Genomic DNA, 23,371 nt, shown 5'->3' with positions numbered 1-23,371 from the left:
CCATGGCACTACTTGACGTCAACAACCTCGATGTCCGCTTTGCGCTGCGCCAGGGCGATGTCCATGCCCTGCGCGATATTAGTTTCAGCCTTGAACGCGGTGAGCGCTTAGGCATTGTCGGCGAATCCGGCGCAGGCAAGTCGGTCGCGGCATTCTCGCTGCTCAACTTGATCGCCAAACCGGGCTTTATCGCCGGTGGCAGTGTCAACTTCGATGGGCAGGTACTGAACCGCATGTCGGAACGGGCCTTGCGCAAGGTGCGCGGCAATCGCATTTCAATGATCTTCCAAGACCCGATGATGACGCTCAACCCGGTGTTATCGATTGGCGAACAGATGGTTGAATGTTTAAAAGCTCACCGGCGCATCTCTTCCAAAGAAGCCCGCGCGATTGCCTTGGATAAACTGCAACAGGTGCAAATTCCCTCACCGGAAACGCGTTTGGATCAGTATCCTCACGAGCTATCCGGCGGCATGCGCCAGCGGATTATTATCGCCATTGCGCTGCTGCTCGACCCCGATATCATTATCGCCGACGAGCCCACTACGGCGCTTGATGTAACGATACAAGCCGAGATCATGGCGCTGCTGCTGGATCTTTGCGAGCAGCACAACGTAGGCCTGATTCTCATTACCCACGACCTGGGTGTGGTCAGCCAAGTCACTCAGCGCATGCTGGTCATGTACGCGGGCCGAGTGATTGAGCAAGGACCCACGCGGGAAATTATTAACGACCCACAACACCCCTATACCCAGGGATTGATCAACGCCCTGCCGCAGATGGCCACTCCCGGCGAGAAGCTCAACCAGATCCGCGGCAGCATGCCATCGCTTTCAAACCTGCCAAGCGGCTGCGCTTTTCACCCGCGCTGCGACTTTATCAACCGCGCCGATGGAAAGCCCCGCCCTGCATGTACGCAACAGGTGCCAGGATTTGTCGAATCCGGCAACTGCCAGGTGGCGTGTCACATGGTGGCTGAAATGCTTGAAGATCGCCGTTTGAAGGAGGAAACCTTATGAGTGCCCATGCCGAAACTCTTAACGCGCCTCCTACTCAGAACGAAGAGAGCGCTGATTCGCTACTGCAGATTCGCGACCTGAAAAAGCGCTTCTCGCTATCCGGGGACTTCCTCGAACAGCTGCGCTTTAAAGGCGGAAAGCTGGTTCGCCACCAAGAGCACGTCCACGCTATTAATGGCGTGAATCTGGATATCAAACGCGGCGAGGCGCTGTGCGTGGTGGGCGAATCCGGCTGCGGTAAATCCACCGTAGCGCGCACAGTGATGGGGCTGCTTACTCCGTCTGAAGGGGAAATTCACTACGACGGACAGCGCATCGACAACTTAAGCTCGCGCCAGCTACTGCCGTATCGTAAGCGCATGCAGATGATCTTTCAGAACCCTTATGCATCCCTCAACCCGCGCATGACCATTCAGCAAACCCTGGAAGAACCGCTGCGCCTGCACCACCCGGATTGGAAACGCGCACAGATTGTCGACAAGGTAGAAGATGTCATGCACTCGGTGGGTATCGACCCAGACTGGGGCACACGCTTTGGCCACGAGTTCTCCGGCGGTCAGCGCCAACGTATTGCCATTGCTCGCGCGCTGGCCGTGGACCCTGAATTCATCGTCGCCGATGAGCCTATTTCTGCCCTCGACGTCTCGATTCAAGCCCAAGTGCTCAACCTGCTGATGGAAGCCCAGCAAGCACGCAACCTGACCTATTTGTTCATCACTCACGACTTAGCCGTGGTCGAGCACTTTGGTACCCGCGTGGCAGTGATGTACTTAGGTACGGTGTGTGAAATTGCCAGCACGGCGACGCTGTTTGACAAGCCGCGACACCCCTACACCCAGGCTCTGCTCTCGGCGATTCCGCGGCTAAAAGATGATCGCCCTCAGCATATTCGTCTTACCGGTGAGGTGCCGACCCCGGTTAATTTACCCAGCGGCTGCGTGTTTCACGGCCGCTGCCCACATGCCAATGCGCGCTGTAAGCAGGAAATCCCCATATTGCAAACACAGGCTGACGGAACCCGTGTAGCGTGCCACGCTGTAGAGGAAGGGCGCTTATGAACTGCGCGCCCTATTGGAAACAGCGAACCCAGATGTTAAGAGGTAGCGCATGGAAATTCGCTGGCTAGAAGATTTTATTGCCCTGGCCAGAACCCGGCATTTCTCTCGCGCAGCAGATGATCAGCACGTCACCCAACCGACTTTCTCCCGACGCATTAAGTTGCTTGAGGAGGAAATGGGGGTAACGCTGATTAACCGACAAACGCTGCCTCTCTCGCTGACCCCCGCAGGGGATGAGTTTTTAACCCTGTGTGAACAGGTGACTGAGCGAGTAAGACTGACCCGTGAACGTGTGCGGGAGATTAATGCTGGCCAAAAAAGACGCATTATGGTGGCCGCACCACAAAGTCTGCTGGCGCATTTTTTACCCGAATGGCTGGCTTCCACCGGCTGGCAGGACCGTGTACAGCCTTATTTGCGGGCCACCGGCTGGGTGGCCAGTGACTACTTTCAAGCATTAAGCCGGGCCGAGTGCGACCTGGCGATTTGCTACTGGCCCATTGGGCGCTGCGATCTGGATATAGACACCAGTGCCTGCACCTATCGCGTCATCGGTCATGAAAGATTGATTCCGGTGACTGGGTTAAATCCAGCCGGAGAACCCCGCGCGCTGCTGCCCGGGTCACGACACCAACCGGTGCCCTGGCTTGCCTACCCCAAGCGTGGTTTGCTTGGGTCTGCGGTTAAAGCGCACTTGGCCAGACTCCCTCAAAGCACCTATTTAAACGCGCAGAGTGAAAACCTATACGCGGCGGGTATTAAAGAGCTGGTGCTGCTGGGCTACGGTATGAGCTGGCTGCCCGAGCGCAACGTCGCTGCCGAGCTTGCCCAGGGCACGCTAATAAGAGCAGGCGATACTCGCTGGGATGTACCCATGGAACTTAGACTCTACCGGCACCAGACTCATCACCACGCTGAACTAGACGGATTCTGGAGCGAACTCGCCTTTCCACGCACTTGAGGAACACCTTTGCATGTCGACCACCCTATTCAACCTGCAACTTGATCATATCGCGCATCTACAGCGAGCTTACAGCGACATTTTGGTCGAACATCAGCTGGATAGTCTGGCAATTTACAGCGGTCATACCAGCGACCACTTTGCTGATGACCACGCGCCCCCTTTCCAGGCTTACGGGCATTTTATGCACTGGGTCGGTTTAGCCGATTTACAGCATAGCTGGCTGATCATTCAGCCAGAAAAGCGACCACAGCTCTACCTGTATGCGCCCGCCGATTTCTGGCACTTGCCCACTTACCTACCCGAAGAGCCCTGGGTAGAGGCGTTCGATGTTCATCTATTTAGTGACAAAATCGGTAGCGATATAATCCCCCCAGCGCTTGCGGGCAATGCCGCCGTCATTGGCGATATTGAACGTCTTGATACCAGGACGCTAAAAGCCGAGCGTCATCCTGAGCAAATAGTGCACGCCCTTGATGAATTACGGCTAGTGAAAACGCCCTATGAAATCGCCTGCCTGCGCGAAGCTAACCGCTTAGCGATAGCGGGCCATCAGGCAGCTCAGGCAGCGTTTATTGGCGCATCGGGTGAGCTGGATGTTCAGCTGGCTTACTTAGGTGCCAGCCGCCAGCGCGAGTCAAACGTGCCCTATCAGAATATTATTGGCTTAAACGAGCATGCTGGCGTGCTGCATTATCAGCACTACGACCTTACTGCGCCTAAACATCGCTATAGCCTGCTGGTAGATGCGGGTCGTCGCTTTCGTGGTTACTGTGCTGACATTACCCGTACGTATGCCGGCCCCGATGCCCCCGTTGTGTTTGGCGAACTGGTTAACGCGATGCAAGATGTAAAAGACGAACTGGTCAGAGGCGTAGCCCCAGGGGTTAACTTTGTCACCCTTCACGAACAGATGCATTACCACTTAGGGGAAGTTTTAGTCACCCATGGCCTATACAAAGGCACCGGCGAACAAGCGGTTGAAGAAGGCGTCACGCGAGCATTCTGCCCCCACGGGCTGGGCCACTCTCTGGGCCTTCAAGTCCACGATGTCGCGGGGCTGCGCCACTCGGATGGCACACACGCGCCTGCGCCAAAGTTGCACCCGGCGCTGCGGCTAACGCGGACGCTGCGCCCTGGCATGGTCGTCACTATTGAACCGGGGCTGTATTTTATCGCCATGCTGCTCGACCCACTGCGCAGCACCTCGCTGCCGATTAACTGGCCGTTGGTCGATCAGCTTATGCCCTGTGGCGGAATCCGCATCGAAGACAACGTCGCGGTGACAGAAAGCGGTTTTGTTAACCTAACGCCCTAAAACTCTTTAACCTTCTTATTAAAATCCTTACAACCCCACAATGAACAACGCCCGGCACAAGGCCGGGCGTTGGATAACCACTAAACGTATCAGCAACAGATTAGAAGCGGTAAGTAACACCGCCGCCGATGGTGACGGGTTCCATATCAACTTCACCACCACCACTAATATCAGCACTCACGTCAGCGTAGCTTGCGTAACCATTGAGCATAACGTTATTAGTCACGGCCAGATCAACACCCACTTGACCAATAGCGCCGTAGCTTTCATCAATGTCTAGGCCGCTCGGTTCACCGGAGAAACGCGTGTAGTTAAGGCCAGCGCCGACATAAGGCTGTACGCGTGAGTCCAGTCCACCCATCGGGTAATAGTTCACTAACAGGTTAACAGGCAGACGATCGACACTGCCCAAATCGCCTCTGCTAGCGGTACTAATGTCGTGCTCAAATTTTTCTGAACTGTTGAGCTCAACACCAACCTTGTCGGTAAACAGGTAGCCGGCGCCAAAGGTGAATCCGCGTGCTTCATCAACACTTAATGAATCACCGTCTACATTGCCGTTACCTGAACCCGTATCCGTCTGGGCAACGCCGCCACGGACAAATACATCGCCAGCGTTATAAGCGAGAGCCGCGGAGCTTGCCAGTGCGAAACCAGCAGTCATTACAGCAGCAGAAATCAGTTTCATATTACTCATCAGGGTCATCCTCATTATGCAGCGCGCAGTTCCTTGCGCTTGGTATTGCAGTGCCGGATACCCGGCTAACCTATACAGCATATAGTATTAGAACAGTGTTTCCAAACTTTTTGTAAAATATCGTTATAGGTAATTCAACCCCGATAGCTTTTCCCAAGGATCGTTTTCCAAGAACAGTTTTCCACGCATAAAAAAAGTCCCCCGAAGGGGACCAGGTGGAGCACGCCAGCTCACTCGATGTACCGCTACTGGATGGTAGCGATATAGATGAAGAAGGGAGAGAAGGGTTATGTCAAGTAAGAGACTAGACCTTGATTCTCTATTCACTCATCCTCTGCCCTAACCATTGCGATCTGCGTGCCATTTTTTCAAAAACCAATATAAAACAATAATTTAAAAATAGTATTGCTGAATTAGCATTAACCTACAACGCAGCGCAGCAAACAAACTGCACCAGCAGCGAGCACTTTGAAGGCTTTTTGCTTCACAAAGGGTCAGTGTCGCTCCATCCACTATCGTCGACCACGCTGAGACGCCCGCAGGGCCTAGGGCGTCTGTAGTGGTCAAGTACAGCTGGCCACCGTTTTATAGTTAATCCAGTACTTTTGAGGCACCGGCATACCACCCACCGTGGCCATCGTTATGCAGTTCCTTGGCCTTGAGGGTGACCCTCACGTACACTTGTTTGAATCCGTTTATCCTTTAATAAACCCGCTTCCGACAAGCCGAGGCTCTCCCATGGCGTTTGAATCCACTTCTTCCTATATCGCAACCGATGCGCTTAAGCAGGCGGTGAATGCTGCCGTGGTGCTCGAACGGCCGCTATTGATCAAAGGCGAGCCGGGTACCGGCAAAACCCTGCTGGCCGAAGAGTTGGCCGAGTCTCTCGATACTCAGTTGATTACCTGGCATATCAAATCCAGCACCAAGGCGGCCCAGGGTTTATATGAGTACGATGCTGTCAGCCGCCTGCGTGACTCTCAGCTAGGCGTTGAAGGGGTGGAAAACGTCGCCAACTACATCAAGCCCGGCAAGCTGTGGGAAGCATTTACCGCCAATCAACGGGTGGTGCTACTGATCGACGAGATCGACAAGGCCGATATCGAATTTCCCAACGACCTGCTCCAAGAGCTGGATCGTATGGAGTTTCACGTTTACGAAACCGGCGAAACGATTCGTGCCGAACAGCGCCCGATTATCATCATCACCTCAAACAACGAAAAGGAGCTGCCGGATGCGTTCCTACGCCGCTGCTTTTTCCACTATATCGAGTTCCCTGACCGCGAGACCATGCAAGCGATTGTCGATGTGCATTTCCCAGATATCGCCCCCAAGCTAGTCAGCCAAGCTTTAGAGGTATTTTTCGAGCTGCGTAAAACGCCAGGCCTTAAGAAAAAGCCGTCAACGTCTGAACTGGTCGACTGGCTCAAGCTACTGATGGCTGACGATATTGCCCAAGAAGCGCTCTACAACCGCGACCCGTCCAAAGCACTTCCGCCCATGGCCGGCGCCTTGGTCAAAAACGAGCAGGACACCCAGCTCCTTGAGCGCCTGGCGTTTATGCTCCGTCGCCAGAAAGGCACAGGTCGCTAAGCCATGTTTATTGGTCTGTTTGAGACGTTAAAACGCGCAGGCGTTCCAGTATCGCTACGCGAGCTGCTGGATCTACACGCCGTGGTGGAGCGCGGTGTGGTGTTCGCCGACATGGAGGCGTTTTATCAGGTAGCGCGCACGGTGATGGTCAAGGACGAACGCCACTTCGACCGTTTTGATCGCGCCTTTGCCGCCTGGTTTAAAGGCATTGAGGATATGGACGCCGCCATTGAGGCGCTAATCCCTGACGACTGGCTACGCCGAGAGTTTGAGAAGCAGCTATCGGATGAAGAGAAAGCCAAGATTGAATCCCTGGGCGGCCTCGAAGAACTCATTGAGACGTTCAAAAAACGCCTTGAAGAGCAAAAAGAGCGCCACGCAGGCGGCAACAAATGGATTGGTACCGGCGGTACCAGCCCGTTTGGCGCCTATGGCTACAACCCGGAAGGCATTCGCATTGGTCAGGATGGCTCGCGCCACCGCCGCGCCACCAAGGTCTGGGACGAGCGGCGCTTTCGGGATTACGATGATTCTCTGGAATTAGGCACGCGCAATATCAAAATGGCGCTGCGTCGCCTGCGCAAGTTTGCCCGCCAAGGGGCGTTAGATGAGTTTGACGTGGATAGCACCATCCGTGAAACCGCCAAGGACGCCGGGCTACTCAACGTGCAGATGCGCCCAGAGCGCCATAACGCGGTGAAGGTGCTGCTGTTTTTGGATGTGGGCGGCTCGATGGATGACCATATTCGCGTCTGCGAAGAGCTGTTCTCTGCCGCCCGCTCGGAGTTCAAGCATCTGGAGCACTACTACTTCCATAACTGCCTTTACGAAGGGGTTTGGCGCAACAATATGCGACGGGGGAACGAACGCATCCCGACCATGGATGTTTTGCACACCTACGGCGCAGATTACCAGGTCGTGATTGTTGGCGATGCCGCTATGTCGCCTTATGAGGTCACCCACCCTGGCGGCAGCGTAGAGCACTTTAACGACGAAGCGGGCGGCGTGTGGCTTAAGCGTTTATGCGAAACGTTTCCCCGCCTGGCGTGGCTTAACCCAATACCACCCCGGGCCTGGGAGTACACCTACTCGACCCAACTGATCCGCGAGATCATCGATGACCGCATGTACCCCATGACTATGGAGGGTTTGGAAACCGCTATGCGTGAACTGGTGAAAAAGTAAAAAGTAGTCCACTTTTATGCGACACAGTGCCTTATAAGGCAGTAGGAAAGTTATCAAGCCCGGCCAAAAATGCCTGCTTCGCCTGCTCAAAGGCTTTTGGGTCGTGTTTAAAGCGGCGTAAAATGAGCGCTTCGTCCAAACCCAGAGTCGGCGACAGCTCGCTAACGCTTTTAGCGGGGTGGCGGGCGCCTAAGCCTATGCGCTTTCCACCTGCTCCCCCAAACCAGCGCTTAATCCCACTCTTCTGATAGAACGCTTCTTGTTCGGCGTTATCTACCTCGACACGCAGCGGCGCTTTCAGCGTCAGTTCGCTGATCAGGCGCTGCTTAGCATCGGCTTGGTTAAGCGAGCAGGCATGGGTTACCGTCATACCTTCACCTTCCTCGTCGAGCACTAGCAGCGCCAGCGCTTGAGGTTTACCCTGGCCGTCAACGGCAGCAAATAAACGCGCAGCTTGTTGAGGAAAAAGCACACTGCAAGTACCAGCAAACACGACTAATGGCGTCAGCCCAGCCTTTTGACCGTATACCTCGGCACATAAGCGTGCCAGGCAAGCATCGCGCTCGGTCTCTTTGCTAACGTGTACGACCTTCATTTTACGTCCCCTGCCGATAGAAAAAACCGCAAGCCTAGAGCAATCATAGCCATTTTGACAGCGCATTGTGCTATGGATGAAGCCCAAACAATGAGACTTAATATGAACCCTTAGCATATCAACCTGTCTGACAGTGAGTAAGCGTTTTCAGTGACTTAGAAGGAACTTTAATGGCGACATTTACGAACGACCCCACTCTACCTACACCCAGTTTCCCCGGTAGTCACATGGTGGTAGATGACCATTATGTGTTTATTTCTGGGCTAACTGTTGATGACCTTTCCAACGGTCACTCCGCACAGGGTGACGTTAAAGAAGAGACTCGGCTTGTGATGCGTGCACTATCCCGCATGCTCGAAATGGAAGGCGGCAGTCTAGCGGACATAGTGCGGGTAGATATCCATCTGACGGATCTACATGCTATTCAAGATATGGATAGCGTTTATGCAGAATACTTTGAACCAGGGCGTTATCCTGCGCGTACCTGCACCGAGTCCGCGCATATTTGCGGCGGTAGCAGCGTTGAAATCACCGTGATGGCGAAACGCCAACTCCCAGAAGCGCAGTAACGGCGTTGACATCAATTTGGGCTTCCAGCATGTCGGCTAAGCGGTCAAGCTCACGCTCTCTGTGAGCTTGATAGTCAACGTGCTGCGCCTCTTTAAGCCCTAACAGGGTAAGTAGCGCTTGGCAGGCTTCCGGATGGTCAAATAAGCCATGTAAGTAGGTAGCTATTATTTGGCCGTCTCCACTAATCGCGCCTTCTGGGCAACCGTCTATCTCAAATAGCGGTGTACTCAGTGCTGTTCCTTCGCTCACACCGTTATGAATCTCATACCCTGTAACGGCAGCGCCTTCTGCCACCACGACTCCACTAACGTTGCGCAGTTGCTTGCCAGCGACCATGCGCGTCGTAAGAGGCAATAAACCCAACCCAGCTACTTTTCCAGGTTTTCCCTCCAGACCGTCAGGGTCATCCACCCATTCACCCAGCATTTGAAAACCACCGCAAATACCTAGCACTTTGCCGCCATAGCGCAGATGACGTTGAATGGCGTTATCCCAGCCCTGACGCTTTAACCACTGCAGATCGCTCGCGGTACTTTTACTACCGGGCAGGATAATCACATCGGCGGCAGGAAGCGGCTGGTCGGTCCGGATAAATGACAACGAAACCTGGGGATGTAACCTTAGCGGGTCAAAATCGGTGTGGTTACTAATACGTGGTAGCGCGGGAACGATCACGTTAAGCGTCTGACTAGCCTTTTCGGCGTGGATTAAGCCAATGCTATCTTCAGCATCGAGTAACAGCCCCTGCAGATAAGGCAGCGTGCCAAATACGGGTTTCCCAGTGCGTTCTTCTAACCACTCAAGCCCAGGTTTTAAAAGTGCTATATCACCCCGAAAGCGATTGATAATAAAGCCCTTGGTGCGTGCCTGTTCACTCTCGCTTAATAGCGCCAGCGTACCCACCAGTTGAGCGAATACCCCACCGCGATCAATGTCACCGACGAGTAATACGGGGCAGTCTGCCGCCTCGGCAAAGCCCATATTGGCGATATCACCTTCGCGAAGATTGATCTCAGCCGGGCTGCCCGCACCTTCGGCAATTATTACATCATAGCGGCTTTCCAACGCCTGCCATGCCGCCATTACGCTCTCTTGAGCAGTGCGTTTGAAGGCGTGGTAACCCAGCGCGTCCATGTGGCCATGCACTTTGCCGCGTAAAATCACCTGGGCGCCACGATCCGTTTCGGGCTTTAACAGCACAGGGTTCATATCACTATGCGGTGCTAAATAGCAGGCCTGTGCCTGTAACGCGGTAGAGCGGCCAATCTCGCCGCCATCTTCAGTCACGGCGCTATTCAACGCCATGTTCTGGGGTTTAAACGGCGCGACTGATATCCCTCGCCTTGCCAGCGCACGGCAAAGAGCAGCCACCACAGTGCTTTTACCCGCATCCGAGGTAGTGCCTTGAATCATCAGTGTGGCCATGGAGAGGTCTCGCCCAGGTGAATAAGAGCGAGACTGTAGCCGGAGGTATGAAGGTCTGCAAGGCTGGATCAAGGGATATCAACAAACAACACTATGGGCTTATGGCAGGCTCAAGCGCTACATCCTCCACCTTTGCCAGCTCCCAGGCTTGTACCATCTGCTTTTTCTCTAATCCCCAACGGTAACCACCGAGTGCGCCACTTTGTTGAATCACCCGGTGACAGGGGATCCATAGCGCGATGGGATTAGCGCCCACTGCATTGCCGACTGCGCGTGACGATTTAGGTGATCCCAACGCCTGGGCAATATGGGAATAGCTGGCAAATTGCCCCCCGGGAATCGTTAGCAGCGCTCGCCAAACCGCTATTTGGAAGTTGGTGCCGGTCACGTGAAGTGAGACAGCGGCGGCCCCCTCTTCGGGCTGAGTAAACAACCTTTCCACCGCGTAGCGGGTGGCCTCAGGGCTATGTTGAAAGGTGCTGCGCGGCCACTCTTTGGCCAACTTTGCCAGTAACGCCTCCGAAGTAGTCGTATCGACAAACCCCATTCGACAGATACCCCGAGGCGTTACCGCGACGAATAGGCGGCCTAACGGTGTTTCGTGAATGCCGTAAGCGATCCCCACGCCCTCACCCTGGCGCTTATACTCGCCGGGCGTAACCGCCTCTAACTGAACAAAATGGTCATAAAGCCGCGAACCACCGCTAAGCCCAAGGGCATGGGCGATATCCAGCAGAGAAGTGGACGACTGCATCAACTGCTTGCCGCGCTCTAAGGTGAGCGCCTGCAAAAAGCGTTTGGGGCTAATCCCCGCATAGCGACAAAACAGCCGCTGGAAGTGGAAGGCACTCAAATGAACATGAGCAGCCACCGTTTCCAGATTGGGCTGTTCCGCCGCATGAGCCACCATATAGGCCATGGCTTTTTCAACACGCTCATAGTCATTCATTGTGTTATCTCTCTAGCCGTCGAGGCTGCTTAGTTCCTTTCAGCCTAAGCCTTAACGAGCGAGTTGCCGACCCGAATCTTGCGCACTGGCACGTGATCAGACAGTTTATGTTTAAAAGAGACGCTATGTTTAACAGACATTTCCACTAAGTTTCGCTAGGGTGATGCCCCGCCTCAATTGACGGTACACGATACGCCCATGCAAGACTTGATCAATGACATTGCAGCCGCCATGGCAAACGCCGAAGAACTCGGTAAAGTCGCCGACTATATTCCTGAGCTTGGCCATGTTGACCCACAGCAGTTTGCCATTTCGCTCGCCACCGTGGATGGCAACGTTTACTCGGCGGGTTGTGCTACTACGCCCTTCTCGATTCAGAGTATCTCGAAAGTCTTTACGCTGACCATTGCACTGGGGCAAGCGGGTGATTCGCTGTGGTCAAAAGTGGGCCGTGAACCCTCGGGCGACCCCTTCAACTCGATCGTTCAACTAGAGCACGAAAGCGGCAAACCGCGTAACCCGTTTATCAATGCCGGGGCCATTGCAGTGGTCGATGCGATCATGATGGGCCACCAGCCCAAAGAGACACTGGGCGAAATTCTTAGCTTTGTGCGCTATATAGCCGATGACGACAGCATTTACTTTGACCCCGCCGTGGCTGCCTCTGAGATGGCCCATCGTGACCGCAACGCCTCACTGGCGCATTTTATGAAGGCCTTTGGTCATCTTCGCCATGATGTCGATAAGGTGCTGGGCACCTACTTCCACCAGTGCGCTATCGCCATGAGCTGTGAGCAGTTGGCCCATGCTGGGCTGTTTTTGGCCTCGGATGGCATCAACAAACCCAGCGATATTCGCGTGGTAGCTCCCCAGCGGGCACGTCGTATCAATTCACTAATGATGATGTGCGGGCACTACGACGCCTCGGGGGAGTTCGCTTTTCGCGTCGGCCTGCCTGGCAAAAGTGGCGTGGGCGGCGGCATTCTGGCAATTGCCCCCGGCCACGGCTCCATCGCCGTTTGGTCGCCGGGGCTGGATGCCTACGGCAACAGTTTGCTAGGCACCCAGGCGCTCGAAATGTTTGTGCAGCGCACCGGCTGGTCGGTTTTTGGGCATTAGCAGGGTAACGCGTTAAGCAAAGACCTCAATTTTGTGCAATACCGCCAGCCGTTGTCATTGCAAACTCCTGTCACTACCGAGGAGGATGACAATGAGCGTTTTACTAGCATCGACAGCCTTACCCATGGCCGCATTTGCGCTTGCCGCGTCTATTTCGCCGGGGCCGGTCAACATCGTTTGTTTGAGTAGCGGTACGCACTATCCCATCGTTAAAGGGCTTGTTTTTGTCGCCGGCGCCACGCTGGGGTTTATCGCGCTATTTTTAGCCATCGGCGCTGGCCTTTACTCTCTGCTGAGTGTGGCGCCGCTGCTGGAAACGTTTTTACGCTGGGCAGGCATCCTGTTTTTACTCTACCTCAGCTATCAACTGCTACAGCACGATGGGCGCTTGCAGGAGCTAGGCGGCGTCAAAGCGCCAGGGTTTATGGCAGGCGTCATGATGCAGTGGCTCAACCCCAAGGCATGGCTGGCGTCTGCCGCTGGCATTGGCGCCTACACTACTGCGAGTGAGCCCTATCAGCTATGGCTGTTCGCCAGCCTCTATCTGCCTATTTGCTGGCTATCGCTAGCCAGTTGGGTATATGCAGGCGCTTTTCTGAAACGCTATGTTCATCGCCCTATTATCTTACTGACGATTAACCGCGCACTCGCTATCTGCCTGGCGGCTAGCGCTCTTGTCTTACTGGCTGAGTAACGGATAGCGGTACTGGTTGGGTGTCGCTGCTACCAACCGCTTAAACGTTCTTTGAAAGTGGGGCTGGTCATTAAAGCCAGCGTTCAAAGCCGCCTCAACAATAGGTTGCCCTTGTTTTAACGCTTTCTGCCCCATCTGAATGCGCTGATTAATCAGGTAGGCATGGGGTGTTAGTCCGAAGTGCTGTTTAAAGGCGCGAATCAGATGCCCAGCGCTATAGCCGGACTGCTCACATAGACGTTCTAGTGATATATCAGCGCTACAATTGCCACGCAAATAGGCCGCGACATCTTCTAGTGCACCGGGCGCTTGTGGCAATGCTGCGGGGGATTCTTGAGCAAGCACTTGCAGCATGGTGGACAAGTATTCGACTAGTGCCGTTTGCTTATCGCCAATGTCGCGGTGTTCATTCAGCAAACAAGCGGCCATATCGCAGTACCCGGCATAAAGCGCTGGCTGGGTAATGACGGCGGTGACGATATCTTGCCAATACGGCGTATTCAACAGGCCCAATTGGTAACGCAACTCACTAAGCCACTCGGTATCGACGTAGAGCATAATGTACGCCCAGGGCTTATTCTCGATGGGATTGCAGGCATGCACCCAGTGGGGGTTCATCATAACGATGTCACCCGCGCTAATCTGATGCGTCGCACCGCGATAGCAAAAAGTGCTATTACCTGCGGTAACGGCCCCCAGCGACCAATGAGTGTGGCTGTGCGGCGCGTAGCAAACTTGCCGCGCGTCGCTAATTTTACGCAGCTCCACATAGGGCATACGCGCATCGCGCCAGAAGATAGGTGACGAAACTCTGCTCATGCTCTGCTCGTATTGTTCAAGGAAATAGCGTTTATTCCTGCCAATTGGCCTAGGATGGACAATAGCACAGCACACAGCCAGTATGGGCCGCCAGCAAGCGCTATAAGGACTAAGTTGCATAGGGAAGCGCAACGCCAAATTTGTCAGGAGGACACCATGGCCAACAGTATGAAAAACCCCGATCACCGTGATGCGATTACGCTTTACGCCCGTATGGGTTATGCCTCCCGCGGCATTGTGTATGTATTAGTGGGCGGCCTTGCCGCACTGGCAGCTTTTGGGCAAGGCGGTCAAACAGAAGGTAGTCGGGGCGCTTTAGAACGCGTGCTTACTGCCCCTTTCGGAAAAATTCTATTAGCGATAATGGCAATAGGCTTGGTGGGCTATGCCATGTGGCGGATGATCCAAGCGCTCAAAGACGCTGACCATCACGGCAACAGCGTCACGGGTTTAGCGATTCGTGCGGGCTTATTAGCGAGCGCCGTGACGCATACGCTACTCGCCTTCTTCGCCGCAACGCTTATCTTCCAATTCGGTGGCTCTTCAGAGGGCTCAGGCGGCTCACAAGGTGTGGCCAGCTGGCTGATGCAGCAACCTTTCGGGCGCTGGCTGGTAGGCGGGATTGGCCTCATTATGATTGGCGTAGGCATAGCCCACGCGCTTAAAGGCTACAAGGCAAAGTTCGACAAACACTTTGCTATGCCACCAGAAACTCAACAATGGGCCTACCCTATCTGTCGTTTTGGTCTAGCGATTCGTGGTCTTGTCTTTGTGATTGTGGGTTGCTTCTTTATCATTGCCGCTTATCAAATCAACCCTAATGAAGCAGGCGGTATAGACGAAGTGTTTAGCACGTTGCGCAACCAACCCTACGGACGGTGGTTGCTTGCATTTGTCGCGTTAGGGCTCTTCGCGTTTGGCCTCTACAGTCTGCTAGCGGCGATCTATCGCCGTATTAATCCCAAAATGTAGAGGCCTTTAGTTATAACGGAGCCTTTTCTGTTCGTAGACCTTTCTATGAAGCGTCGTCTGACTTTTTATCCGGCGTTGGCGCCATGTGCTTCGCCTTCATGTCTCTGAAGGCCTCCATGATGTCCATCGGTAATGGGAAAACAATGGTGGACGCGTTTTTATTGCTCATATCGCTCATGGTTTGCAGGTAACGAAGCTGAAGCGCAGCTGAGTTTTCCTGCATCACATTGGCAGCTTCGACTAGCTTTTTCGAAGCTTGAAGCTCGCCCTCGGCATGGATCACCTTAGCGCGCCGTTCACGCTCAGCCTCCGCTTGGCGAGCGATCGCACGGATCATGCTTTCATCCAAATCCACATGCTTGATCTCGACATTCGCCACCTTGATGCCCCAGGAATCGGTTTGAGAGTCGAGGATCTCCTGGATATCGTCGTTAAGCTTATCGCGCTCGGAGAGCATCTCATCCAAATCATGCTTACCTAGCACAGAACGCAGCGTGGTCTGCGCCAGCTGGCTAGTCGCCTGAGTGAAATCCTCGACCTGAATAATCGCCTTTTCGGGGTCAATAACGCGGAAGTAGAGTACTGCGTTCACCTTAACCGTCACGTTGTCTTGGGAAATCACATCCTGCTCAGGCACATCCATGGTGATAACGCGTAAATCGACCACCTGCATCTTTTGAATAGCAGGAATCACGATGACCAACCCGGGCCCTTTCACCGTTTGGTAACGGCCCAGGAAGAACACCACGCCTCGCTTGTATTCCGGAAGAATACGAATAGAGGCAGCGATCAAAATCACCACCAGCACGACGGGAACCAGATACGAAAGCAACATAGGACACCTCGTTTAGCGATTGGTTAATTAAGATGTAAACGTACAGTAGGCACGTGCTACTCGGGCGATACATAGACCGTTAAACCTTCAAGGCGGACGACCTTCACCTCATCACCTTGCTTGACCGGCGCATCGCTTAGCGCATTCCAGCGCTCGCCATGCAGGCGTACGTAGCCGTTGGTATCAAAATCCTCCAGTGCTATAGCGCTTGCGCCAATCAGCTGCTCCGCGCCGGTATGGACCTGACTGCGTCGCAGCGTTGTGAAGCGCATTAGCGTCCACAGCATAAACCCGCTAGATACCAACGCCACCCCGCCAATCAGCGGTAGCGAAATGGCAAGATACTCGGCATCCATCAGCATGACCGAGCCAAGCACAAAAGCAACGATGCCCCCCACCCCAAGCACCCCGAAACTGGGCATGAAGGTTTCCCCTACGATCAACGCGATACCTACCAAGATAAGCGCCAGCCCAGCGTAATTAATCGGCAGCACTTGAAAAGCGAAAAGCGACAGCAACAGGCAAATCACCCCGATAGTGCCGGGGAATAAACTGCCAGGGCTGGAAAGCTCAAAAATCAGCCCGTAAAAGCCAATAATCATCAGGAAGTAGGCAATGTTGGGGTTGGTAATCAGCGATAGCAGTTGAGTACGCCAATCGGGATCGTAACGCTCAATAGTGAGATCAGCCGTTGCCAGCGTGTATTCACCTCGCTCCATCACCACGCTCGTACCGTCGATCTGCGCCAACAGATCATCGATATCGCGCGCCACCACGTCGATAACGTTTTGCTCCAGCGCCTCACTCGCCGTGAGGTTGACCGCCTCGCGCACGGCTTCTTCAGCCCAATCGGCATTACGGTCATGGCGCTCAGCCAGGCTGCGGATAAAGCTCACCGCATCTTCCAACACCTTACGTTCCATGGCACTGCTATCGTCCTCTGAATCCTCTGCGCCGTTTCCATCCTCCCCATCAGCGCCACCGCCGAACCCGCCACCGCCCATTTGCACCGGCGTCGCAGAGCCCAAATGCGTCGAGGGCATCATGGCCGCCACGTGGCTTCCATATAGCAGATAGGTACCTGCGCTGGCTCCTCGCGCACCACTAGGAGAAACATACATAACCACGGGAATCTCAGCGTTGAGCATCTCTTGAATCATATCGCGGGTGGTTTCTACCAGCCCACCCGGCGTATTAAGCTCAACGATTATGACCTCACTACCCTGCTCTTGAGCATTGCGCAGCCCGCGCTCAAGGTAGTCCTTAGTCGCCGGTCCAATAGCCCCATCTATATTAAGCACCAATGCGCTGGACGACGTGGTTTGCGCCATGGCCTGCCAAGTGAACGACCCTGCAGCCAGCAGCAAACCTGCGAAAAGTAACCACAGCCAGTGCGATTTGTAAGAAAGGGCCTGCATTTCCACCCCCGCGCTGCGCGCATTACCAGCTTGAAATGTTGGCTAATCGTGCCATAAAAAAGCAACTTTATTCCACAGGATGCACCTATTTGTATAATCTTTGCACAAATATTTAAAAAGGCGTCTTTTTTAACGTAGCACCGACTAGGCACTTCGTCATGAAGAGAACGTAAGCAGAAGGTTAGTAAAGCAAAACAGCTCAATGAGTTGTGAGCTGCTTAGAGGTACTGGGTTGAAGACTACCGTTTGTAGCAACGCCTTATTGGCGATGATGTTATTGCACGTAATGCTTCTATTTCACGTAGTAGCCACTGACTTTCCAGGTATCCCCTTCTAAGTGTGGCGTAATCGTTTCAGTGATCTGCGGCCTGTTTTCAAAACGCGTTTGAAACGTCAATATTGCATAGTCGCCTCTTGGAGCTCCCGGCATAGAGGTTTCAAGGATAAGGCTCACTCGCCGACGTGATTGAACCGTACCAAAATCGCGACGGGCCGCGCTAATGGTACGGGACAACATATCAGGGGACAGCGGCACCTTCAGCAACGTAGAAGAATTCTCCCAGGCTTGCTCAAACTCACCGCTATCAATGGCTTCTAGCCACGCCAACGCCGCCGCCTCTGCCGCACTCGTGTTTGCCTGAGCTTGGCTGGGCAGAATGAGAAGCAATGTGGCGATGATAAAAGTCAGCTTTTTAAGCATAGAGGGCTCTCTTGGCATTTAGCAACGACCAGAGAAATCTCGGTGGTCTTAGTTATGTATCGGTAATTACCAGCGTTTCTTTAGGGCCGTGAGACGTGTTTGCGTAACAAGTACCCGCTTCTCAAACCCTACCCGCTCGTTTACTATGCGCCACCCACACTACTTCAGCCGTCACTATTAGATAACTATGTCCGTCAACGCCCTCTATACCGACCTTTCTGGCTACTACGATTTGATGTGCGTGGATATTGATTACCAAGCGCAAAGTCACGCCATTCGCAGGCTGCATCAGATTTTCGGTAACGGCGGTACAACACACCTAGATTTAGCCTGTGGCACCGGCCCACACGTGCGCCATTTCATTGATTTTGGATACGCCAGCAGCGGGCTGGATATCAATCAACCCATGCTGGATATCGCCGCCACGCGTTGCCCAGAAGCGTACTTCACGCTGCAAGACATGAGTGACTTCAAGGCCAACGAACCTCAAGACTTAATTACCTGCTTTTTATACTCAATCCACTACAGCGATGGTATTGAAAAGTTAAAAGCGTGTATAGCCAGCGTTCATCGCGCACTCGCACCCAATGGTATTTTCTGTTTTAACGCGGTCGATAAAGACAAAATCGATAATGGTTTATCGGTTAAACATAGCGCCCAACAAGAAAGCGATTTATTCACCTTCCGCTCGGGCTGGCACTACAGTGGGGAGGGCGAAAAGCAGTCGCTTCGGCTCAGCATTGAAAAAGCCAATGCTGAAGGAACACAGCTATGGAACGACGAACATCCCATGGTAGCCGTCAGCTTTGCGGAGTTAATTGCGCTTCTAACGCCTGACTTTGAGGTTCACGTGTTTGAGCACGACTACGAAAAAATCATTCCTTGGGATAACGCCTCAGGTAATGCGATTTTTGTCTGTGTGAAGAAATAAACACTGCATGCTCCTGAAAATCAACCTTTGACGTGCTGCCCACTAGAACACATTGGCCACGCATGGCCGAAATCGCCCGCTTTGTGACCGTCTAACGCATCGTTGGCAGAATACATAACAGCTAATCTGTAACCTCACTTCAACGCAATGAGATTAGCCATGGCCCAGCCTAAAACCGCATTGTTATTAATTGATGTTCAAGCCTCCTTCCCTGCCCGCGATTACTGGGTAGAATCACTGGCTCAGGCGTGGCGCCCCAAGCAGCGTGCCGTGCTAAATGCAGCCCAGACTAACGATATACCGGTCGTGCGCATTCTGCATGAAGAGCCCGGCAGCCAAGGGGCTTTCGATCCTGACGGTGGCCTCATTCGTCCGCTTGATGACTTTAACGATGACGTAGCGGTGACCTTTCATAAGCGGGTTCATAACGCCTTCAGCGATACCTCGCTTGAAAGCTGGTTACGGGAGCGAGGCATTGAACGGCTGGCGATTAGCGGTATTCGTACCGAGCAATGCTGCGAAACCACCGCACGCGTAGCGTCAGATTTAGGGTTTAGCGTCGACTTTATCAGCGATGCTACCCTAACGTTCCCCATGACACGCCACGGCACCACTTGGTCAGCGGATGATATTAAGGCGCGCACCGAACTGGTACTTGAAGGCCGCTTTGCGCGCCTTATCACTACTCAAGACATGGTCAACGAATGGCAAAGCACGCGTGAGTGAAGAGCAACAGCATAGCCAACCGCCATCCCCAAGAGCCACAACCCTGCGGGTGGCGGTATTGATGATGCCCGGCCAGGTGCCGCTTGATTTGGTTGGGCCACTTCAGGTCTTGCAGTGTGCAGACGAGCTTTCAATAGACGTTCAGGTGCGCTATATCGGCCCCAAAGCCGCCATGCAGTGGCTAGGGCCGTTAACCCTTAGCGGCATTGACCCCTTGCCTGAACAGCTTCCTGCTCAAGATTTACTGCTAATTCCGGGGCAGTACCAAAATAGTCTTGAGCCATTAGCGCAGCAAGAGTGTGTTGCTTGGCTCAAGGCGAATGCCCACTATGCAGATACGCTGATGACCGTTTGCTCCGGCACGTTGTTACTGGCGGATACAGGCCTCTTAGCGGGGCGACGCTGTACCACCCACCACACGCTTATCGAGCAGTTGCAGTCCAAAGCCCCACAAGCAAAGGTACAACGTGATTGTATCTTTACCGAGGACGGGCGCTATTTAACCAGCGCGGGGATTTCGACCGGCATTGATACCATGCTGTACTGGCTAACCCGTGCTTGCGGCCACTCGCTGACGCTAGCGGTAGCGCGAGAGATGGTGCTGTATCTTCGCCGCAGTGGTCAGGAGCCTCAACTGGGCGCCTGGCTTGAGGGCCGCAATCATGTGGATGAACGGCTGCATCGCGTTCAAGATGCAATATGTGCCGCCCCTTCGCAAACCTGGCGTATCGCGACATTGGCGGCTCAGGCAGCCATGAGCGAGCGTCATTTTCGGCGCCAATTCAAAAGCCTCACCGGCATGCTGGTAGGCGACTACATTATGGGATTGCGCCTGCAGCGAGCCAAAGCGTTAATGACCGAGACGACATGGACGCTAGCACGTATCGCCGAAGCGTCCGGATTCGGTGATGAGCGGCAGCTAAGGCGCAGCTGGGCTAGCCACGAAAAAGCGCCGCCTAGTGCATGGCGTCGCTCACAGCTATCTTGATTAGTGGTTTATCCAGCATCACTCCAGAATCTTGTAATACCGTTCAACGTTGGCTGAAACCTTACCCCAGGTGGCGGATTTCACTCTAGCTTGATGGCACTCAAAAGAGTCTCGATCAATAAACTCTTCATACACGTCAAATCGATAAGGGTTAATAGTGCATTGAACAACCTCAAAAACGAGGCAGCCGGGCTCAGCCAGGGTTAACCGCTTATGGTTGATGAGCTCTGCTTTAACAGCGTGCAGATCCGGCTCGGGGACGATGATAAATCCTTTCAATATGACCTTTGGCATTGATTTCCTCGGCGCCGAGTCTACCAACTGCGCTGATGATATGGTTCCGCAACAGTCCATAGGCAGGCTTGATGGCCTTGTCTTCAGGTGTGCTTTACTGCATGATTTTGGCATTGCCGTCTCACAAGGCTGGACGAATAAATGGATACAGCGCAACTTGAAACTATCACAAGCGAAGCAATGGCTTTACCGGAGAAGGAGCGAGCCAAACTGGCACATGATTTGGTAGCAAGCTTGGATGGTATGACTGAAACCAGTGTATCGGAAGCCTGGGATACTGAGATATGTCGCAGAATCAATGATCTTGAATCTGGCAAAACCGAATCGTTAGAAGTCAGCGAAGTCCTAGAGCGAGCCAGAGCTCGGATAAGGAGCTAATTTTGAGGGTAAAGGTTAGCTCAGAAGCTACAGAAGAACTGATGGAAGCCGCAGCTTGGTATGAACTCGAATCACCGGGGCTTGGTGAACAGCTTATTGATACCTTTGAACAAGCTACCACAAAGCTAAGCGCACCAAACCCACCACTAGTACCTGTAATAGGCGAAGCAAGCAAACGTGGCGCAAAGCGCTTGATCCTTCAACAATTCCCTTTTTCCCTTGTGACTGTTTCCAATAACCAAACAATTACCATTGTTGCTTTCGCCCATCATTCGAGAAAGCCGGGTTACTGGCATACTCGGGTTAGCCAATAATGCCACTTGGCGAGCAATTATCGCTTTCATGTCATTAGGGCGGATGCGGTTATTATATGAATCCAGGCTAATTAAAGCTCAGGGCTAGAAGCATCCTGATTGGGCCGTAACTGTAGCTGAATACCGAGTAAGAAATTACGCAGCACCTGATCTTTGCACTCGCGATAATTCTTATGGCTCGGCTTGCGGAAAAACGCACTTAATTCATGGTTACTTATATTGAAGCCAGCCAGCTCAAAAGCAGCCAAAATATCATCAGCCTTTAAATTCAGCGCAATGCGCAGCTTCTGGAACACCATATTGTTGTTCAACTGCGATTCTGGCGTGGGCTGAGGGCCTTCGCGCTTACCACGCTTAAAGCTAATAAAGCCATTCAAAAACGCTGCCAGCTCTTTGTTCTTCATTGGCACAAAGGCGTCGTCGTCATCCTTTTTCAGCCAGGCCGTTACCTGCTGCTGAGTCACGCTGACTTCTGCCAAGGCGAAGATGTCCACAATGGTGCTATCTTTTAAATCGAAGGTGTAGCGTATGCGGCGAAAAATATCATTATTGGTCAAAATAGTGTTCCTAGTCTTAGGCAAACCCAGCGAAATCAGGTGTTATGTTCATCTATCGTGAAGAACTGGAAAATCAGTAACGTAACAAGCCTAGCCTGCCGTCAGCTTCTCAAGCAGTTCATCAATTTCTTCTTTAAGCTCACCATCTTCAATCTTGTTGGCGGTGGCTTGGGCGTTTTTAAGATTGTTGATAGCCGCGTCGGTCTGGCCCAGCTCAACCTGCAACTTCGCCATGGAGAAGGCGATGGATGACATATGATCTTTGGAATTAATCGCGACGGCTTTTTCAAAGGCTTTTTCGTAGGCTGCAAGCGCTTCATCTAGCTCTTCAGTAAAGTCAGCCAATGTTTCCCACTGCTCTGGGTGATCCTTATCGGTGTTTTCGTTCTCGGTGCAGATAGCCTCCAACTCCGCATAGAGCGCATCGAAAGCCTCTCTATCCTCTTTATCAGCAGCCCTCATGAGTTTTTCAGCGAGTTCGTAAACCGCTTTGTATATTTTGGTGTTAATCATGAACGACCACCCTTTTCTCTAACTAAAAATAGTAACAAGTAGGCAAACCTGCTGAAAATTAACGCTTGCAACGAAGCCAGGCCACCGTAACCAACGACATTATACCCTTTGAGACTGGCTCCAAGGATGAACATTTCGCAGTTTTTGTGATGGGGGTGTGATGAGTCTAATGAAGGTGGTTCAGGAAGAGCCGTCGCCGACAAAAAACAACCGCCAAACTCAGCGACTTTATCACCAAGCGTTATTAACAGTAATGCTCCATGATGAACTCAGGGTGACCCGTTTGCTCATCAATCTGCTCGCCGAGTGAAATAAAGCCATGCTGCTTATAAAAGTTGATACTGGGCGTATTTTGGCTATAGACACTGAGCTGCAAACACGACCTTCTGCTCTTGGCGTCATCCATCAGCGCTGATCCTATACCTTGACCCTGCAAGCTTGGAGACACAAAAACGGCAGCCAACGTACTTCCATAAAGGCAGCAAAACCCGGCTATCTGCTCATCAGCTTCAAATACAAAGGTCTCGGATGCTGGAATATAGACATTTCGCATTTCGCCAACTTTTGACTTCCAAAATGCTGGCCCAACAAAGTCATGCGCTTTAATCGATGCTGAGAGCCAGATATCCAAAATGCGTTCAATATCTGACTCACGGTATTCACGAATCATCTACAGGTTCCTAATAATGACCAACGGTGCCAAAGGCGATACTGAAAAGCTGCCTAGTCCTGGGATAAATTTG

General features: G+C 53.0%; 27 protein-coding genes. 15 read left to right on the top strand and 12 right to left on the bottom strand.

All coding sequences use genetic code 11. The annotated features are described in order from the left end of the window. Window positions 1-2: 2 nt before the first annotated feature. Genes RZA33_RS12650 through pepQ form a run of 4 tightly spaced genes read left to right on the top strand, consistent with a single transcriptional unit; the run spans window position 3 to window position 4,356 of the window. Entirely contained in the window at window positions 3-1,019 is a 1,017-nt protein-coding gene (locus RZA33_RS12650; RefSeq protein ID WP_317508080.1) for an ABC transporter ATP-binding protein, read from the top strand. Beyond that, a complete protein-coding gene (locus tag RZA33_RS12645; protein WP_317508079.1) occupies window positions 1,016-2,077 on the top strand; it encodes an oligopeptide/dipeptide ABC transporter ATP-binding protein in 1,062 nt (353 codons plus the stop codon). The genes RZA33_RS12650 and RZA33_RS12645 overlap by 4 nt, the downstream gene beginning before the upstream one ends. A 49-nt stretch (window positions 2,078-2,126) precedes the next feature. Then, entirely contained in the window at window positions 2,127-3,038 is a 912-nt protein-coding gene (locus RZA33_RS12640) for a LysR family transcriptional regulator (protein WP_317508078.1), read from the top strand. Window positions 3,039-3,051: 13 nt separating this feature from the next. After that, a complete protein-coding gene (gene pepQ / locus RZA33_RS12635) occupies window positions 3,052-4,356 on the top strand; it encodes a Xaa-Pro dipeptidase (protein WP_317508077.1) in 1,305 nt (434 codons plus the stop codon). A 100-nt stretch (window positions 4,357-4,456) separates the two neighbouring features. On the opposite strand, the gene RZA33_RS12630 is transcribed toward pepQ, so the two are convergent. After that, window positions 4,457-5,053 (bottom strand): OmpW/AlkL family protein, encoded by a 597-nt coding sequence (locus RZA33_RS12630; protein WP_317508076.1) that lies wholly within the window; start codon window positions 5,051-5,053, stop codon window positions 4,457-4,459. 738 nt (window positions 5,054-5,791) lie between these two features. On the opposite strand from RZA33_RS12630, the gene RZA33_RS12625 reads away from it, so the two are divergent. Then, window positions 5,792-6,646 carry a MoxR family ATPase gene (locus tag RZA33_RS12625; protein ID WP_317508075.1) on the top strand — a complete coding sequence of 285 codons (855 nt, stop codon included), beginning with the start codon at window positions 5,792-5,794 and terminating at the stop codon, window positions 6,644-6,646. 3 nt (window positions 6,647-6,649) lie between these two features. Beyond that, on the top strand, window positions 6,650-7,831 hold the full coding sequence (locus tag RZA33_RS12620) for a VWA domain-containing protein (RefSeq protein ID WP_317508074.1): 1,182 nt from the start codon (window positions 6,650-6,652) through the stop codon (window positions 7,829-7,831). 31 nt (window positions 7,832-7,862) lie between these two features. Here the strand turns inward: RZA33_RS12620 and RZA33_RS12615 are convergent, their stop codons facing one another. Beyond that, window positions 7,863-8,426 carry a hypothetical protein gene (locus RZA33_RS12615; RefSeq protein ID WP_317508073.1) on the bottom strand — a complete coding sequence of 188 codons (564 nt, stop codon included), beginning with the start codon at window positions 8,424-8,426 and terminating at the stop codon, window positions 7,863-7,865. A 170-nt stretch (window positions 8,427-8,596) separates the two neighbouring features. Between RZA33_RS12615 and RZA33_RS12610 the strand changes: the two genes are divergently transcribed. Further along, window positions 8,597-8,995 carry a RidA family protein gene (locus RZA33_RS12610; protein ID WP_317508072.1) on the top strand — a complete coding sequence of 133 codons (399 nt, stop codon included), beginning with the start codon at window positions 8,597-8,599 and terminating at the stop codon, window positions 8,993-8,995. Here RZA33_RS12610 and RZA33_RS12605 read toward each other — a convergent pair. Continuing rightward, window positions 8,955-10,421, bottom strand: coding sequence for a cobyric acid synthase (locus tag RZA33_RS12605; RefSeq protein ID WP_317508071.1), 1,467 nt, complete (start codon window positions 10,419-10,421; stop codon window positions 8,955-8,957). The two genes, RZA33_RS12610 and RZA33_RS12605, sit on opposite strands and share 41 nt — an antisense overlap. A 91-nt stretch (window positions 10,422-10,512) precedes the next feature. Next, window positions 10,513-11,370, bottom strand: a complete 858-nt coding sequence (locus RZA33_RS12600; RefSeq protein WP_317508070.1) for a methylated-DNA--[protein]-cysteine S-methyltransferase — start codon at window positions 11,368-11,370, stop codon at window positions 10,513-10,515. 198 nt (window positions 11,371-11,568) lie between these two features. On the opposite strand from RZA33_RS12600, the gene RZA33_RS12595 reads away from it, so the two are divergent. Both RZA33_RS12595 and RZA33_RS12590 read left to right on the top strand, forming a co-directional pair. Further along, complete coding sequence (locus RZA33_RS12595) at window positions 11,569-12,489, top strand: glutaminase (RefSeq protein WP_317508069.1); 921 nt, start codon at window positions 11,569-11,571, stop codon at window positions 12,487-12,489. An 85-nt stretch (window positions 12,490-12,574) separates the two neighbouring features. After that, window positions 12,575-13,183, top strand: coding sequence for a LysE family translocator (locus tag RZA33_RS12590; RefSeq protein WP_317508068.1), 609 nt, complete (start codon window positions 12,575-12,577; stop codon window positions 13,181-13,183). Here the strand turns inward: RZA33_RS12590 and RZA33_RS12585 are convergent. Continuing rightward, entirely contained in the window at window positions 13,169-14,002 is an 834-nt protein-coding gene (locus RZA33_RS12585; protein WP_317508067.1) for an AraC family transcriptional regulator, read from the bottom strand. The two genes, RZA33_RS12590 and RZA33_RS12585, sit on opposite strands and share 15 nt — an antisense overlap. A 156-nt stretch (window positions 14,003-14,158) precedes the next feature. Here RZA33_RS12585 and RZA33_RS12580 point away from each other — a divergent pair, with 156 nt between their 5' ends. Beyond that, a complete protein-coding gene (locus tag RZA33_RS12580) occupies window positions 14,159-14,974 on the top strand; it encodes a DUF1206 domain-containing protein (protein WP_317508066.1) in 816 nt (271 codons plus the stop codon). Window positions 14,975-15,017: 43 nt separating this feature from the next. Here RZA33_RS12580 and RZA33_RS12575 read toward each other — a convergent pair whose 3' ends face one another. From RZA33_RS12575 to RZA33_RS12565, 3 genes are all read right to left on the bottom strand, one after another. Continuing rightward, the gene (locus RZA33_RS12575; protein ID WP_317508065.1) at window positions 15,018-15,809 is read right to left on the bottom strand and encodes a slipin family protein; all 792 of its coding nucleotides are present in this window, start codon (window positions 15,807-15,809) and stop codon (window positions 15,018-15,020) included. Window positions 15,810-15,865: 56 nt separating this feature from the next. Further along, complete coding sequence (locus RZA33_RS12570; protein ID WP_317508064.1) at window positions 15,866-17,227, bottom strand: nodulation protein NfeD; 1,362 nt, start codon at window positions 17,225-17,227, stop codon at window positions 15,866-15,868. Between the two features lie 292 nt (window positions 17,228-17,519). Next, window positions 17,520-17,927 (bottom strand): DUF4019 domain-containing protein, encoded by a 408-nt coding sequence (locus tag RZA33_RS12565; RefSeq protein WP_317508063.1) that lies wholly within the window; start codon window positions 17,925-17,927, stop codon window positions 17,520-17,522. A gap of 187 nt (window positions 17,928-18,114) precedes the next feature. Between RZA33_RS12565 and RZA33_RS12560 the strand changes: the two genes are divergently transcribed. The 3 genes from RZA33_RS12560 to RZA33_RS12550 all read left to right on the top strand — a co-directional run bounded on the left by RZA33_RS12560 (window position 18,115) and on the right by RZA33_RS12550 (window position 20,572). Further along, window positions 18,115-18,858, top strand: a complete 744-nt coding sequence (locus RZA33_RS12560) for a class I SAM-dependent methyltransferase (RefSeq protein ID WP_317508062.1) — start codon at window positions 18,115-18,117, stop codon at window positions 18,856-18,858. 159 nt (window positions 18,859-19,017) lie between these two features. Next, the gene (locus tag RZA33_RS12555; RefSeq protein ID WP_317508061.1) at window positions 19,018-19,584 is read left to right on the top strand and encodes an isochorismatase family protein; all 567 of its coding nucleotides are present in this window, start codon (window positions 19,018-19,020) and stop codon (window positions 19,582-19,584) included. Continuing rightward, the gene (locus RZA33_RS12550; protein ID WP_317508060.1) at window positions 19,577-20,572 is read left to right on the top strand and encodes a GlxA family transcriptional regulator; all 996 of its coding nucleotides are present in this window, start codon (window positions 19,577-19,579) and stop codon (window positions 20,570-20,572) included. Before RZA33_RS12555 ends, RZA33_RS12550 begins: the two co-directional genes overlap by 8 nt. An 18-nt stretch (window positions 20,573-20,590) precedes the next feature. Here the strand turns inward: RZA33_RS12550 and RZA33_RS12545 are convergent, their stop codons facing one another. Next, window positions 20,591-20,866, bottom strand: coding sequence for a putative quinol monooxygenase (locus tag RZA33_RS12545; RefSeq protein WP_317508059.1), 276 nt, complete (start codon window positions 20,864-20,866; stop codon window positions 20,591-20,593). Window positions 20,867-21,007: 141 nt separating this feature from the next. Here RZA33_RS12545 and RZA33_RS19925 point away from each other — a divergent pair, with 141 nt between their 5' ends. Together RZA33_RS19925 and RZA33_RS12540 are read left to right on the top strand one after the other, a co-directional pair. Continuing rightward, window positions 21,008-21,244, top strand: coding sequence for an addiction module protein (locus RZA33_RS19925; RefSeq protein WP_416337866.1), 237 nt, complete (start codon window positions 21,008-21,010; stop codon window positions 21,242-21,244). Between the two features lie 2 nt (window positions 21,245-21,246). Then, entirely contained in the window at window positions 21,247-21,558 is a 312-nt protein-coding gene (locus RZA33_RS12540) for a type II toxin-antitoxin system RelE/ParE family toxin (RefSeq protein WP_317508058.1), read from the top strand. Window positions 21,559-21,629: 71 nt separating this feature from the next. On the opposite strand, the gene RZA33_RS12535 is transcribed toward RZA33_RS12540, so the two are convergent. The 3 genes from RZA33_RS12535 to RZA33_RS12525 all read right to left on the bottom strand — a co-directional run bounded on the left by RZA33_RS12535 (window position 21,630) and on the right by RZA33_RS12525 (window position 23,298). After that, a complete protein-coding gene (locus RZA33_RS12535; protein WP_317508057.1) occupies window positions 21,630-22,115 on the bottom strand; it encodes a DUF1456 family protein in 486 nt (161 codons plus the stop codon). Between the two features lie 90 nt (window positions 22,116-22,205). Continuing rightward, window positions 22,206-22,628 (bottom strand): tetratricopeptide repeat protein, encoded by a 423-nt coding sequence (locus RZA33_RS12530; protein ID WP_317508056.1) that lies wholly within the window; start codon window positions 22,626-22,628, stop codon window positions 22,206-22,208. A 244-nt stretch (window positions 22,629-22,872) separates the two neighbouring features. Next, entirely contained in the window at window positions 22,873-23,298 is a 426-nt protein-coding gene (locus tag RZA33_RS12525) for an N-acetyltransferase (protein ID WP_317508055.1), read from the bottom strand. Window positions 23,299-23,371 lie beyond the last annotated feature (73 nt).

The organism is Halovibrio sp. HP20-59 (assembly GCF_033052795.2).
Classification (GTDB): domain Bacteria; phylum Pseudomonadota; class Gammaproteobacteria; order Pseudomonadales; family Halomonadaceae; genus Vreelandella.
This window is presented reverse-complemented; position numbering and strand designations above follow the sequence as displayed.